The 14,339-nt window shown below is 50.8% G+C and carries 15 protein-coding genes and 1 pseudogene; 3 read left to right on the top strand and 13 right to left on the bottom strand.

What is annotated here, in order from left to right; all coding sequences use genetic code 11:
- Positions 1-3: 3 nt before the first annotated feature.
- From AC4G46_RS09200 to AC4G46_RS09165, 8 genes are all read right to left on the bottom strand, one after another.
- Positions 4-633: a TetR/AcrR family transcriptional regulator gene (locus AC4G46_RS09200; protein ID WP_491127662.1), complete on the bottom strand. Its 630-nt coding sequence runs from the start codon at positions 631-633 to the stop codon at positions 4-6.
- A 140-nt stretch (positions 634-773) separates the two neighbouring features.
- Positions 774-1,019 carry an aspartyl-phosphate phosphatase Spo0E family protein gene (locus AC4G46_RS09195; RefSeq protein WP_491127661.1) on the bottom strand — a complete coding sequence of 82 codons (246 nt, stop codon included), beginning with the start codon at positions 1,017-1,019 and terminating at the stop codon, positions 774-776.
- A gap of 98 nt (positions 1,020-1,117) precedes the next feature.
- The gene (locus AC4G46_RS09190) at positions 1,118-2,338 is read right to left on the bottom strand and encodes an aminotransferase class I/II-fold pyridoxal phosphate-dependent enzyme (RefSeq protein ID WP_491127660.1); all 1,221 of its coding nucleotides are present in this window, start codon (positions 2,336-2,338) and stop codon (positions 1,118-1,120) included.
- Between the two features lie 13 nt (positions 2,339-2,351).
- Positions 2,352-2,852: an Lrp/AsnC family transcriptional regulator gene (locus AC4G46_RS09185; RefSeq protein WP_039871479.1), complete on the bottom strand. Its 501-nt coding sequence runs from the start codon at positions 2,850-2,852 to the stop codon at positions 2,352-2,354.
- 130 nt (positions 2,853-2,982) lie between these two features.
- Positions 2,983-3,393, bottom strand: coding sequence for a hypothetical protein (locus AC4G46_RS09180; RefSeq protein WP_491127659.1), 411 nt, complete (start codon positions 3,391-3,393; stop codon positions 2,983-2,985).
- Between the two features lies 1 nt (position 3,394).
- A complete protein-coding gene (locus AC4G46_RS09175) occupies positions 3,395-4,192 on the bottom strand; it encodes a HipA domain-containing protein (RefSeq protein ID WP_491127658.1) in 798 nt (265 codons plus the stop codon).
- 210 nt (positions 4,193-4,402) lie between these two features.
- Positions 4,403-4,795, bottom strand: coding sequence for a spore coat protein (locus tag AC4G46_RS09170; protein ID WP_491127657.1), 393 nt, complete (start codon positions 4,793-4,795; stop codon positions 4,403-4,405).
- A 55-nt stretch (positions 4,796-4,850) separates the two neighbouring features.
- Complete coding sequence (locus AC4G46_RS09165; RefSeq protein WP_491127656.1) at positions 4,851-5,084, bottom strand: hypothetical protein; 234 nt, start codon at positions 5,082-5,084, stop codon at positions 4,851-4,853.
- A gap of 182 nt (positions 5,085-5,266) precedes the next feature.
- On the opposite strand from AC4G46_RS09165, the gene AC4G46_RS09160 reads away from it, so the two are divergent.
- Complete coding sequence (locus AC4G46_RS09160; RefSeq protein ID WP_491127655.1) at positions 5,267-6,505, top strand: NAD(P)/FAD-dependent oxidoreductase; 1,239 nt, start codon at positions 5,267-5,269, stop codon at positions 6,503-6,505.
- A gap of 117 nt (positions 6,506-6,622) precedes the next feature.
- On the opposite strand, the gene AC4G46_RS09155 is transcribed toward AC4G46_RS09160, so the two are convergent.
- From AC4G46_RS09155 to AC4G46_RS09145, 3 genes are all read right to left on the bottom strand, one after another.
- Positions 6,623-8,182 carry a flavocytochrome c gene (locus AC4G46_RS09155; protein WP_491127654.1) on the bottom strand — a complete coding sequence of 520 codons (1,560 nt, stop codon included), beginning with the start codon at positions 8,180-8,182 and terminating at the stop codon, positions 6,623-6,625.
- 115 nt (positions 8,183-8,297) lie between these two features.
- A complete protein-coding gene (locus AC4G46_RS09150; RefSeq protein WP_491127653.1) occupies positions 8,298-9,425 on the bottom strand; it encodes a DUF4367 domain-containing protein in 1,128 nt (375 codons plus the stop codon).
- Positions 9,407-9,964 (bottom strand): RNA polymerase sigma factor, encoded by a 558-nt coding sequence (locus AC4G46_RS09145; protein ID WP_491127652.1) that lies wholly within the window; start codon positions 9,962-9,964, stop codon positions 9,407-9,409. Before AC4G46_RS09145 ends, AC4G46_RS09150 begins: the two co-directional genes overlap by 19 nt.
- Positions 9,965-10,267: 303 nt before the next feature.
- On the opposite strand from AC4G46_RS09145, the pseudogene AC4G46_RS09140 reads away from it, so the two are divergent.
- Positions 10,268-10,743 (top strand): annotated as a pseudogene (locus tag AC4G46_RS09140) (CNNM domain-containing protein); the annotation flags it as partial.
- 12 nt (positions 10,744-10,755) lie between these two features.
- The gene (locus tag AC4G46_RS09135; protein WP_491128832.1) at positions 10,756-11,508 is read left to right on the top strand and encodes a hemolysin family protein; all 753 of its coding nucleotides are present in this window, start codon (positions 10,756-10,758) and stop codon (positions 11,506-11,508) included.
- A gap of 464 nt (positions 11,509-11,972) precedes the next feature.
- On the opposite strand, the gene AC4G46_RS09130 is transcribed toward AC4G46_RS09135, so the two are convergent.
- On the bottom strand, positions 11,973-12,713 hold the full coding sequence (locus AC4G46_RS09130) for a response regulator (protein WP_491127651.1): 741 nt from the start codon (positions 12,711-12,713) through the stop codon (positions 11,973-11,975).
- On the bottom strand, positions 12,710-14,329 hold the full coding sequence (gene dcuS / locus AC4G46_RS09125; RefSeq protein ID WP_491127650.1) for a DcuS/MalK family sensor histidine kinase: 1,620 nt from the start codon (positions 14,327-14,329) through the stop codon (positions 12,710-12,712). The genes AC4G46_RS09130 and dcuS overlap by 4 nt, the downstream gene beginning before the upstream one ends.
- Positions 14,330-14,339 lie beyond the last annotated feature (10 nt).

The raw sequence follows: 14,339 nt of genomic DNA, 5'->3' as shown, positions 1-14,339 counted from the left end.
AGCCTAACAGTCTCTCTTCATAAAACGCAGCACCAGGTCCACGGAAGGAAAAGAGTTCTGCTCCGTAGTCTGCTGCCTGGCAATCCCCAGCCCTTGAACAAAGGAGAAGTACGCAATAGCCAGCTGCAGCGGATCACCTTCGACAATCTCCTGATCCTGCTGGCCTTCCATAATCAGCGGAACCAGATGTTCAAAAGGCTCGCGGATTTTTTCCTTCGCGATACGCTTTGCTTCCTCCGGAATAGCTTCCGAGGTTGCCGTCTGGAGCTGAATCAGCCGCCAGTGCTGCATCGCCAGACTGTCCGGTGCCAGAAACGCTTCCGTCAGCCAGCCGATTCTCTCCCAAGCCGTCCCTTCCATCTCAGCCGCATACCGGACCGACAATCCTGCTCCGGTTGAAGCCAGCTCCACAATTCTCGTAAAAATCTCTTCCTTGGACTTAAAATACATGTACACATATCCTTGGCTGAACCCGGCGCTGGCGGCAATGTCCTTGATTTTGGCACCGGCAAAGCCCTTCCTGGAAAAGACCTCGACAGCGTGAAGAATAATCTGCCTGCATGCCCGGTCCGGCAGCAGCTGCTCAAACGTTTCAATAAATTTCTGCTCCAGTTGCTTGCTCTGAATACTCATGCCTGCCTCCTCAAAAAATGAATGATCGTTCATTCATATTCCATTATAAGTTAATTTATAGAAATGAACAGCTATATTTTTGGCATAAAAAAAGAGCCCGAAGGCTCTCTGTATAAGGGGAATCTCCACATAAGCCAGGCTTAGTGGTATGCCCCCCTCATATATTCATTTATTTTGAGGTCCAGCAGACAGCTGATCTCAATGACAAGCTCAGAGGTAAAGGATTTCTCCTGTACAAAGATCTGCTCCATTCTGCTGCGGAGAACCAGAATTTCATCTTCCAGAGTCCGCTTGCGCACAGCAGCAGCATCCACAGCAGAATGCCCGTTCTGCGGATAGCATCCCCCGCCATAGGAAGGCAGGTAACAATCGCCCATGAGCATCATTCGTTCCCCCTAATAAAATGGAATAGTCAAATAATACCATACACTAAGAGGAAGTTCCATTGATTGCCATACTCCGGCTCGTCACAATATCAGCTGTCTTATTCCGTACGCTCCCGTTCAAGCTGCTGGACAAAAGCCCCGATCCGCTCAATGGCTTCGTTCAGCTGGGCTACGGAAGTCGCATAAGAGCAGCGCAGATAGCCTTCGCCGCCGAGACCGAACACACTGCCCGGCACCGCGGCCACTTTGTACTCCATCAGCAGGCGCTGGGCAAACTGGTCGGAAGTGAGCCCTGTACGCTGAATGCTTGGAAAAGCATAGAACGCCCCCTGCGGTTCATGGCATTCCAGTCCGGCATCCCTGAGGCCCTTGACGATCAGGCGGCGGCGCTGGTTATAGGAGTCCGTCATCCGGTCCTTCTCCTCCATCCCGTTGGTGAGCGCCTCCAGAGCGGCAACCTGGCCCATGGACGGTGCACACATCACGGTGTACTGGTGGATCTTCAGCATCGCGGAGATCAGATCAGGATGCCCGCAGGCATAGCCCATCCGCCAGCCGGTCATAGCGAAGGCTTTGGAGAAGCCGCTGACCAGAATCGTCCGGTCCATCATGCCGGGCAGCGACGGGAAGCTTACATGATTGCTGCCATAGGTCAGCTCGGCGTAGATTTCATCGGAGATGACAATCAGATCATGCTTCTCGACTACCCTGGCAATCGGCTCCCAGTCCTCACGGGTCATGATGGCTCCTGTCGGATTGCTCGGATAACACAGGATCAGAATCTTGGAGCGCGGTGTAATCTTGGCTTCCAGATCTGCGGCCGTTAATTTGAAGTTATTCTCGCCAAAGGTTTCGATTCCGACCGGGATTCCCCCGCCGATGGATGTAATCGGTGAGTAGGAGATATAACACGGCTCAGGAATCAGAATTTCGTCTCCGGGCGAGATGAGGGCGCGGAGCGCCAGGTCAATTGCTTCACTGCCGCCCACCGTTGCAATAATCTGGTTGGCGGGATTATAAGTAACTGCAAACCGGGAATGCAGGTAATTCGCAATCCCCTCACGCAGCTCAGGCATCCCGGCATTGGATGTATAACCGGTAAAGCCTCTCTCTAATGAGTAGACGCAGGCTTCCCTGACATGCCAGGGTGTCTTGAAATCGGGCTCGCCGACACCGAGTGAAATAATGTCCTTGCTGCCTGCGGCCAGATCAAAAAACTTGCGGATCCCCGACGGCTGGATCTGCTGAACCAGCGGCGCCAGATAGGAATTCATGGATTTGCCTGATTCTCCGGTCTGCTTCTGATTATTCGTGATCATATGATTACTTCCTTTACGGAGATATCAGCAGACGATTGTCCTCTTCATGCTCTTCAAAGATGATACCGTCCTGTTTGTATTTTTTGAGCGTAAAGTTGGTTTTGGTTGAAAGCACCGAATCGATCGGTGAGAGCTTCTCGGATACAAAATTGGCGACCTCGCGGAGGTTGCGTCCCTCCACTTCGACCAGCAGGTCATAGGCGCCGGACATCAGATAGACCGATTTCACCTGCGGATACAGATAGATCCGCTCCGCTATGCCTTCAAAGCCGCGGCCGCGCTCGGGTGTAATCTGCACCTCGATCAGTGCGGTCACACGCTCATCGCTCACTTTATCCCAGTTCACGACAGTCGCATATTTTACGATGACATGATCCTTTTCCATCTGCTCAATCGCCGTCTTTACATCTTCTTCCTCCGCTCCAAGCAGGGTCGCCATCAGCGCCGCAGAGCTCCGGGCATCTTCCTTGAGCAGTTCCAGCACTTTCCTCTTCAATTCGTCCATTTCCTTCATGCCTTCCCCCCGGATAGTTCGCCTGCCGGCCTAAATTCTTCAGCGCGGCACAGCGAAAAGAGTTTAATACTAATATGACACGAAAATGTCGCTTCTGCAAACAAAATAACCCCACATGCGCGGGGTTAGGTTATATTTTGCCGAATGGTTTACGTCTTTTATCTGTCAATTCCTTATACTGTAACTTCAATTCCTTAAACCCATATTTCTCCAAACCTGACTCAGTCAAATAACATAGCGAGTCCGTCATTACTCGGCCTTCTTTTATTTCAACCATCTTCCATGGGTCATAGCTGTCAAGGTTCATGGAGCTTAATATTTCTGATATATCAGGTCTCCCAGCATCATATGTTCTGGATGTCAATAAGTGTGGTGGTGATTTTTTTACAAATGGCTTGGAGGATCTAGGATATTTGTATTTGTCTAAATTAAACGGTTTATAAAGATATCGGCGCCTTTTTTTTCCTGAAGAAAGTGTACCCAACAGAATTGGCTTTTCATTTTCTTTTGCAGGCATCCTTACTATATAGAACTTATCCATCTCACTGCTCCCCCTCAATTATTTTCAAAAAATCTAATCTTTCAACAAGACCAAATAACATACAGCTTAATATTGAATCCGGAATAATTCCCTTAAATCCATTTAATATAGTTTCGAATTGAGTGGATTGAATTTCAATAAACGGCTTAATAAGCACACCCCACATTTCAGAATAATACTCCTTGATATAAAACATTAGTTCAGTATTAGAACATCTATGAGGGATGCATGCATGTGCTTTGATATCAAACGTATAAGATTGCAGCTCCTTGTAGTTACTTTTTTCCAATAAACTTTGTGCATGTTTTAATGACAGACCATAACATAAGGAAGCAGCATTGTCATAAAGCGGGGATAAAGCAAATTCCTCTGTAACTGAAAAATTACCCAGATGTCTATCCCGATTTCCAATCAAATAGTCAAAAATAAACATGTTTAAAATATTTTTAAATGTGTTTATTGAAACTTCGTTTTCAATATCTTGTATAAGATAGATTGAACCCCAACCTTTATCTAAACCATGTTCAACTAAAGAACCAAACTCGGTAATATTTCCTATATCTAAACACATAACACCTGTTTGCCCATTATACACTCCAAATACAGCATCCATACAGGGTATTTTTAAAATCCCAGCTATTTTGGAAGCGATCTCCTCTGTCCACTCATCTCCAAACTTAAACAAACCTCTTTGGGTCCCGCTTTCGGTTTTTTTTGAAAGCCAAATCTTCCTTGTCACCCCGGAAACTGCAGCGTCAGGTAACTCTATCCAATCAGAAAAATCGGGTAATATTTTCATTTCCCCCTCCCCGACTCTAAAACCCGTCATGAGAATCTCCTTTTAGCTTTTCTATGTAATTATTATATTGCAAAGTTCAGTACAAGTTAAACATATGTATTGTAAATAAAAAACCGTCCGCCGAAAGAATTTCGGACGGACGGAAAATTCGGTTACGGCATCAATCGAGACAACCGATGTATACTGTGCTTCACCGCCTGCTGGGCAGGTTTACATATAGTAAGGGTTGTGATTCTGCACATTCGGCTGATGCACCGGTATTCCCGCAGCCTGATTGTATGCTCCGGCGCCGCCTGTTTTCTGCTGTACAAACTGCTGGCATTTCGCCTGCGTCTGATGAGCGGTCTGAATCTGCTTGTCCACATCCTGGCGCAGCGCTTTTCCCGGTGCAGTATACATGTTCAGCTGTGACATCTGGGTATACAGATCCCCCTGCAGACGGAGGGTATCCATGGTCAGATCATTGAACACCCGGCGGACAGTCGGACAATTCGATTCGGTTGCAGCGGTCGTATACTCGCGAACCGTGCGCTTCAAATCAGCAAGAACAGTATTCAGCAAGTCCTCGTCTGCCATAAATGCGGTTCCGTTTTGTGCGTACACTAGCATTACCTCCTGTTTTTGTATATAAATTGTTGGCTAAAAGAAGGACATCTCATTATTGCGGCTGTGTCGGTGCATATTGCTGATGCTGCTGCATCAGCTGGATCAGCGAATTCATGTGCTGGGTGTGACTCTGAATCTGCTGGACGCAGATCTGCTGAACCGTCTGGTTCTGGGTTGTGCCTGCGGTTGCAGCCAGCTGCTTGATGAGCAGATCCTCATTGGAAATGGAGTCGGCGATGTATTCCAGTTCTTTGCCGCTTAGCGCCTGCATATGGGTTGAGTGCATTTTCGTAATTCCCTCCTTCTTAATGTACAAGCAGTCCTTATTATGCCGCTGCAGCTTACGGTTTATGTAGCTCCTGCAACTTACCAGCTTACCCGCCGGAAAAATACTCCCTGATCCCTTGTATCAGAACAACCAGAACTGCCAATACTACCCTATCGGAATCTCATTAAGGAGAGATACACATGAGACTTAACAGCGGGCAGCTGCCCTGGGAATCCACTTTAAAAGACCGTCCGGTCTACTCTTCATTGAACGAAGATTTATCCTGCGACTGCCTGATCGTCGGCGGTGGCATGGGCGGGGCCATGATGGCCTACCGATTATCGCTCAGCGGGGCTTCTGCAGTCCTGATCGATAAACGGGACATTGCCGGCGGAAGCTCCCATGCCAATACCGGCCTGCTGCAGATCGCCAATGATAAATCATTGACCGCCTGCATCAATACATTCGGGGAAGCAAACGGTGTCTTATTCTATAAATTGTGCAAGGAAGCTCTGGATAACATTCTGGACCTGCCCGGGAAGCTTGATATTGATCCCCAAATCATCCCCCGCAGCAGCCTGCTCTATGCAAGTACGCCGGAAGATGTCCCGCTGCTCCGTCAGGAGCACGAAATGCTTACCGGCCACGGGTTTCATTCGGAATTCTGGGACTCAGACAAGATCCGGGCCCATTATTCATTTACTAAACCTGCAGCACTCTACTCCAGGGGGGATGCTGAAACAAATCCGTTCCGCACGGTCCACAGTCTGATTGGCAAAGCGCATTCCAATGGTGTCCGTGTTTATGAGCATACCAGAGCCCGTCATTATGAGTACCATGCTGACGGAGTGACCTGTTATACGGACCATGGCAGGATTTTTGCCAAGAACGTTATCTTTGCATTGGGATATGAAACCCAGGAGATGAAAAAAGACCGCGGCGCGGAGCTGATTAACACCTATGCCATAAAGACCCGTCCGCTGGACCGGCTGCCCAAGTGGCATGAGCAGAGCCTGCTCTGGGAGACAGCACGGCCTTATCTATACTTTCGCACCACTCCTGACAACTGTATCATTGCCGGCGGCAAGGACGAGCAGCTTACTGATCCGCAGCGGCGTGAGGTCCGGGTGCTCTCCCAATGCCAGCAGCTGCTCGAGGAGGTCGAAGCACTGTTTCCGGAGGTTAAAGGTGTCGGGGCAGAATATTGCTGGGGGGCTGTGTTCGGCACCACCCGGGACGGGCTCCCGTTTATAGGTCCTCATCCGGATTATCCGCACTGTTATTTCATTGAAGGCTATGGCGGCAACGGAACGGTCTACAGCATGATTGCGGCTGAGCTGCTGGCTGATACGCTGGCGGGCCGGCACCGCCCGGAGCTGGAGCTGTTCTCGCTGACCCGCAGCGCCAAGCCGTCGCCTGCTCCCGCTGTAGAGGCGTAGCTGAAACCGGCGGGCAGCTGCATACATGTATGAAACAACAGCAGCCCCGGCTCATGTGAGCCGGGGCTGCTGTTTGCTGTCTACCGCTTCTAAGCCGGCAGATGAATATAGCATACTTTATTGCGCCTGTACAAACTCGGCAGACTTAATGCCGGCCTGACGGCCAAAGATAATAATTTCGGCAACGGAGTTTCCGCCTATACGGTTCTGGCCGTGCAGTCCGCCCGTTACTTCACCTGCCGCGAACAGGCCGGTGATCGGCTGGCCGTCTTTATTCAGCACTTCGGTATTTGTATTGATTTTTACGCCGCCCATGGTGTAGTGAATCCCCGGAGCGATTTTGATGGCATAGAACGGTCCGGCAGACAAATCATGATCCATCCCGGTCGTTCTGCCGAAAGCTGCATCCTGTTTACCGGCAACCGCAGTGTTCCAGGTGTCAACCGTAGCCTGCAGCTTGTCGGCAGGCACCTGCATCGCCTCAGCCAGAGCCTGGACTGTATCGCCCTGGATGACAAAGCCCATTTTTTCATACTGCTCAATGGCTTTGACGCGTGATTTTACGCCGGAATCGAATACGAGGTACGCCGCTTTTTCAGGAAGGCTGTTAATGGCTGCTGTTACTTTATCACGTGTATCCAGCTCATTGGTGAACCGTGTGCCTTCGCTCGACACAAGCAGACCGCCTTCGCCGCGGACTGCTTCACCGATCAGGTAAGACTTTTCCTGCTGTACTGTCGGGTGAACCTGGATCTGATCCATATCAACGGTGGTACCCCCCATTGCCAGAATCATTTTGATTCCGTCGCCGGTGCTGCCGATCTGGTTAGTGGTAACATAACCCTCAAGATCCGGTCTTACTTCGGTAATCATATCCATGTTGGAGCCGAAGCCGCCTGTGGTTACAACGACCGCTTTACCTGTAATGGCTTTTTCATCCGCCTGGTTGAACAGCACCTTCACGCCGTTCACTTTGCCGTCCTGCTGGGTAATTTCCTTAACATCAGCGTTTACGAACAGCGGAATCCCCTGCTCCTGAACATTCTGCACCAGCCCTTTAACCAGGTACTGGCCGATGGCCGAGCCGTCTTCCGGACGGTGTGTGCGTTTCTCGTTCATGCCGCCGGTAATGGTAATATTGTTCAGCCGGATGCCGATCGAATCCAGCCAGTCAATGGCTGCAGCGGAATTGTCGACGAAGAAACGGAGCATTTCTGTATTATTGGTGTCATGGCCGCCTTTCAGCGTCTGCTCATAAAACAGATCGTTGCTGTCTTCGATGCCCTGCTCCTTCTGGAACTTGGTCTCGGAAGCATTCATCCCGGAGGAGGATTTTGTTGTATTTCCGCCGGCGACCGGCATTTTCTCCAAAATAACCGGGTTCAGTCCCTTCGCCTTCGCTTCAAGCGCAGCGGTCATACCGGCGCCGCCCGCACCGACAATGATAATGTCGTAGCTCTCTTTTAACTGATCCAGTGGTGTATAGCTGGCTACTGATGCCCCGGACACGGCTTCCGCCTCTTTCGGTGCTTCCGTTGCGCTTGCTGCGCTGTTAGTGCTCTTATTCCCACTTGCGTTATTTTCCGTATTAGTGCTGTTGTTTCCGTTACCGCATCCGGCGATAACAAGAATAACGGAGAGAATGAGAAGAAGAGCGGCTGCTGTTTTCTTTTTCATGTGTAACCGTTGCCCCCTTGTGCATATTTTCACAATAATCATAGCTGCGCGGGGAGGTCTTTGGAAGCTTACGTAACTAAAGAAAACATTTTGTAACTAAAGTAACTGAATTTTGTTAATCCATCATACCGGCTGCTATGCGGATGACCTCATCCTTTGTTAGCTCAGCATTCTCCTGACGAACGGACATATTATAGATGATTTGCGCTTCCGGCTCAGACCAGACCAGTCTATACTTATACCCCAGATCAATTTTTTCATTGCTGGAGGGTTCGAGATAAATGAGCTGTTTGCCGCCAATTTCAATATTTTCCACTTTTGTCGTTTCGGTCCACAGCAGGCTTTCTGCTGGTTCAGCATTTTCATCAACACGCGAGGCACTGATTCTTACCTGATTCTTCCCCTTCTTGTACACCAGAGTAGAAGAATCATAAGCAATATTATCCGCCAACTCCCGTTTCCAGGTCAGCCGGAAGCCGTCTCCCAGGTCAATCTCGCCTTCGCCTTCAAATTGCTTATCATCCTCAACCTTTATCAAAGAGGGCTTGATTACCGCCTCATCCAAGGCATACCCTTCCGGCATATCTCCCGGCTGCTTCACTTCCGGAGCATGGTACTTCTCTACACTGGCCATATAAGCAGAATAGTCCTTGATTATAATCGGAGGACAGTATACTCCAAGATGAGCTTCTTCTTCCCTGTCTTCACGTTCGATAACATAAGTGGCATACTCTCCGGAATGCAGCAGTGTCTCTAGGGCACTGTAGCCCTGTGAATATTTCGTCTTATAGAGTTCATCCTCCTCGCTCGGCTGCGCCTGGGCCGGCCAAGGTATCAAGGGTTCATCCGGCTTCATGATCATACCGCCTGAGTTCGTCGCCGGAATCGGCTTATAGGGCAGCACCTTGTACTGAAATTGGCCTCCCAGCTGGAGTTCACCGGAATATCGGGTATAGCCGCCACCCAGCAGGGCTATAAAAAAAAGTGCCGCAATCCAGCCCTGAACAGGAATCCGCAGGATCCGCCTCCGGCTCTGCTTCGTTCCGGCTTCTGCCTCCAGCCTGCGCATAATGCTAGGAGCCTCTCCGGTTGGCGGAGAGATCTGCTCTTCTGCAACGGGTAAGTTTGCGCCAAGCCCGAGCACTTTCATTACCGGTTCATGAACATCAACGGGGATGAAACTATCAGACCGGTCCCCGTCCTTCAGAAACCGCTCCTCCGCGGTCAATTCACTCTTGTCCATAGTTGTATCTCCTTTCTCTCCAACACCTTTTTCAGCTTGTTTCTGGTCCGTTCATATCTTTTGCGTGCGGTAGCCGTGCTGACGCCCAGAATTTCACCGATTTCCGCAAACGATTTTTCTTCATAAATACGCAGAATCAGCAAATTCCGGTCTTCCGCACTCAGCTTCTCCAGGGAGGTTGAAACCGGTTCACTGAACAGGCTGTTCTCGACCATTTGTTCGGCGCTGTTCACACTAAACTCCTGCCGGAGAAGCTTGCGCAGTTGAAGCTGGAATTTCTGCCGCCTCAACTGGTTCAGACAATGATGGTAAGCAATCTTGTAGAGCCATGATACGAAACCCGCCTGCGGCTTGTACCGCCCGATATTCTGATAAGCCTTAATCAGGATATCCTGCACCGCGTCCTCTGCCTCTACCCTGCTGTTCAACAGCCGGAAGCAGTAGAGGTATATCTGCTGCTGGTACAGCCTAATCACATCTGAGAACAGGCTGCCCTCTCCGGCCTGTATCCTCCTGATCTTCTCTTCTATGGAATCCACGCTGGTCTCCTTTCTTCTATTTCTTCTGTTTCTTCTGTTTCTTATAGATATAACACTTGGGCAGCTAGAGGCGTGACATTTATTTTATGGGCGTTCGGGGCCTGAACATGTTCACCGGCTAAATACCTGAATGAACTGAATATAACTATAGGAATGTACGCAGGATAATTAGGTTAAGTATATAGTATGGGATAACATCCGCCGGATTGTTGTTCTACATTATCGGGAGGTGCTTGTCATTTGATTGAGCTAGTCGTTGTTTTAGTGCTGATCCTTGTTAACGCTTTTTTTGCAGCTTCAGAGATGGCTTTGATTTCACTGAACGACAATAAGATTAGACTGATGGCCCAGGAAGGCAACGCGAAAGCCAAGCTGCTTCAGGGATTGCTCGAGGAGCCCAGCCGTTTTCTGGCGACGATCCAGATCGGGATCACCCTTGCCGGTTTTATGGCCAGCGCCTTTGCTGCCGAGAATTTTGCAGGTGACCTGTCTGCCCTACTCGTTTCACTTGGTATTCCAATTGCGGTTAACATTCTTGATACCATATCCCTGGTATTCATTACTATAATTTTGTCCTATGTCACACTCGTGCTGGGCGAGCTTGTACCCAAACGTGTGGCTATGAAAAAAGCCGATGCCATTGCCATGTTCGTTGCGTCACCGCTCAACCTGCTGTCAAAGATAGCTGCCCCTTTTGTAAAATTGTTAACCGCCCCACTAATCTGCTGGTCCGGTTATTCGGTGTGGACCCTAATGAGAAGGATGAAGAGGTATCCGAGGAAGAAATCCGGATGATGCTTGACAGCGGAACCCAGCTGGGAACAATCCAGGCTGCCGAGAAGCTGATGATCAACAATATATTTGACTTTGACAACAAGCAGGTGTCGGATATTATGACCCACCGGACCGACATTACTGCGCTGTCAGTGCATGATACACCTGAAGAGGTGGCCCGGAGGGCTGAGAAGGAAGGCTACAGCCGTTTTCCGCTGTATGAAAATCATATAGACAATATTGTGGGAATTCTGCACAGTAAGGATTTGATCCGGTTTATTAACGGGGGCAGCGGCGGTTCATGGAATTTACGGGAATTGGCCCGCCGTCCCTATTTTGTTCCCGCTTCGAAAAAAACACATGAGCTGTTTGAGGAGCTTCAGCAGAACCGTGTGCATTTTGCAGTAGTGGTGGATGAGTATGGCGGGACTGCAGGGATCGTGACGATGGAGGATCTGCTGGAGGAGATTGTCGGGAATATTTATGACGAATATGACGAGCATGAGGAAGAATATACACAGCTTGATGATCAGACTTACTTATTCAACGGAACCATGAGTTTACGCGAGGTACAGCAGGTGCTTACGGCCAAACTGCCGGTGGAGGATTATGATACACTCAGCGGGTTCGTAATCGGCCAGATCGGCCGGATTCCTTCCTCCCATGAGAAGCCCGAATTTGTCTATGGCAGATATAGCTTCTCTGTCCATGAGGTAGGCCAGCGGCGGATCCGCAAGATTAAGGTAACGCTGCATCAGGCTGCGGGGTGAACGGTGGGCTGGCCGGGGCTCAATAGAGGGATTTTTCCCTCTATTGCCTGCCGGATCGGCCTGGCCGGGGCTCAATAGAGGGATTTTTCCCTCTATTGCCTGCCGGATCGGCCTGGCCGGGGCTCAATAGAGGGATTTTTCCCTCTATTGCCTGCCGGATCGGCCTGGCCGGGGCTTAATAGAGGGATTTCTCCCTCTATTGCCTGCCGGATCGGTCTGGCCGGGGCTTAATAGAGGGATTTCTCCCTCTATTGCCTGCCGGATCGGCCTGGCCGGGGCTTAATAGAGGGATTTCTCCCTCTATTGCCTGCCGGATTGGCCTGGCCGGGGCCCATTAGAGGGATTTCTCACTCTATTGGCTGACGGCACTGCCCTACGGCGGCTCATTGCCCCGCAGCAAAATACCCGCGCTCTATTCGCCGGACATAAAAGCCCAAAGGACCGCAAAAGGGTCCTTTGGGCTTTTACCGGCCGCTGCCGCTAATATATTTTCCAATAATTTCATGACCCTCAGGCGTAACAGTGTACATATAAACCGGACGACCAACCGCACCATAGCCGATCTCCATGCCAAGAACTCCGGCGTCCTTGAGAAAAGCCAGATATTTGCGGACTGAAATCCGGGAAATAGGAGCACCAGCAGTTATATCCTCTGTGGAGAATTCCGGCCTGTTCAGCTGCAGGATGATGCTCCAGATGCTTTCGAGCGTTCCCTCTGACAGCCCCTTCGGCAAAGGTAAAGCTGCAGCCTTCTCCTCTTCCGTCCCGCTATGCGGCCGCAGCAGCTTGTCGAGCTGCTCCTGGCTGAGCGGCTCCTCCTGCTTCATCAGGGCGTAGTAATCCTCCTTGTATGCAGTCAGCGCCGCCTGGAACCGGGCGAATTCGAACGGCTTGATCAGGTAATCAACGGCTCCCAGCTGCAGCGCTTTGCGGATACTGGCATTATCACTGGCGGCGGAGATGATAATAATGTCGGCTGTGCTGCCCTGCTCACGCAGGGAGGACAGCAGCTGCAAGCCGTTCGTCCCGGGCATATAGATGTCCAATAGCACGAGATCAATCTCCTGCTCGGCAAGCACTCTGGCAGCCTCCACGCCCGAGGTAACCCAGCCCGCGCACTCGAAGCCCTCGACCTGCTCCAGATAATGGCGGTTGAACTTGGCAACCATCGGGTCATCCTCAACAATCAGCACTCTAATGTTCATATGCTCTCCTCATCCTTTACAGCATACGGCACTTCTACGATAAACGTAGTTCCCGTCCCGTTTGTTCCATCCACACCCTGTGAAAGGACTTCAAGCCTGCCTCTGAGCTTCTCTACACTTTTGCACACCAGATAAAGACCGAATCCGCGGCCTTCCCCTTTAGTGGAGAATCCCTGCACATAAATCTGCTGCTGCAGCTGGTCCGGAATTCCCGGCCCGCTGTCTTGTACAGTACAGCTAAGAACCCCGCTCTCATAGGTAAAAGCGAGCTCAATTGCCCTGACCGCCTGCCCTTCCAGCGCATCCATGGCATTGTCCAGCAGGTTGCCCGCAATGGTAATCAGCTCGTGAATGGTCTGGGGATCAGCAGCTTCCGGTAAATAGCTGTCTGCAGTCAGCGTAAGCTCCGTTCCGGCCTCCCGCGCCCTGCTGAGCTTACCCAGCAGAAACCCGGCCATCACCGGGTCTTTGATCTGGCGTGTAATGGAGCCGATCTCGTTCTGGTAATTGCTGACTGTTCCCGAAATATACTGCTGCAGCTCCTCATAGAGGCCCATATGCGTCATGCCCATAATGACATGCAGCTTATTCATAAACTCATGCGCACCTGCCCGGAGCGCATCGGCATACACGGAGATGCCGGATAAGCGTTCCGCCAGCACGACCAGCTCGGTTTTGTCACGGAAGGTGGCAATTGCCCCGGCAATTTCACCATTCACCCGGATCGGCACCCGGCTGGCCAGCAGAGTGATACCATTAAGCTCAAGCTCCTGATCCTGCCAGGCCTCACCGGTTGCCAGCACCTGCTCCAGTCTGAGCTCCGGCCAGTACGCGCTGATCTTCCGGGTGTTGCCGTTACCGGCAATACCTGCTTTGGCAAGAAGCCGTTCAGCTTCTACATTGACCATGGTAATAACGCCTTTGTCATCCACTGCAATAATCCCCTCGCGTATGGATTGCAGCATAGCGCTTCGCTCCTGCAGCAGCTGCGAAATATCGGCGGGCTCCATGCCGAAAATCATACGCTTAATCTTCAGGCCCAGAATGATAGCCCCCCCGGCTCCAAGAACCGCACCGGACAGCAGGATCGCGATCAGGGTCCATTCATTTTGCCTGACCAGCTTCTGCACCCGCTCCATCGAGAGCCCGACAACGACAACGCCTACCTGATGGCCTCTGTTCGTATACACCGGAACAAAGGCACGCAAGGAGGGTCCGAGCATGCCTTGCCCCTCCGAGATGCTCTCCCCGCCGCGCAGGGCTGCCTGCTGGCCGCCGCCGGCGAACGGTTTGCCGATCAGCGAAGCATCAGGATGTGAGTAACGGATGCTGTTCATATCAATGACAACTACAAACATAATATCATTGCGGCGGGTTATTTTGGAGGTATAGGCCTGGATTTCCCTGTTGCTTCCTGTGTTCAGGCCCTCCGAGATCAGTGGTATCAGGGCAATGGTGCGTGCAATGGTATATGCCTTATCCTCCAGTGCATGCCGGGTCTGCGGGATAATCTGATTCCTGAAAATAAAATAAAGCATCAGCAGCACCACCAGCACCACCGCTGATACCATAACAGCAACCTTAGTTCTTAAACCGATTCTTTTTTTTCTCGCCATTTATGATAAG

The sequence above is a fragment of the Paenibacillus sp. fava2 genome (assembly GCF_058313675.1).
This window is presented reverse-complemented; position numbering and strand designations above follow the sequence as displayed.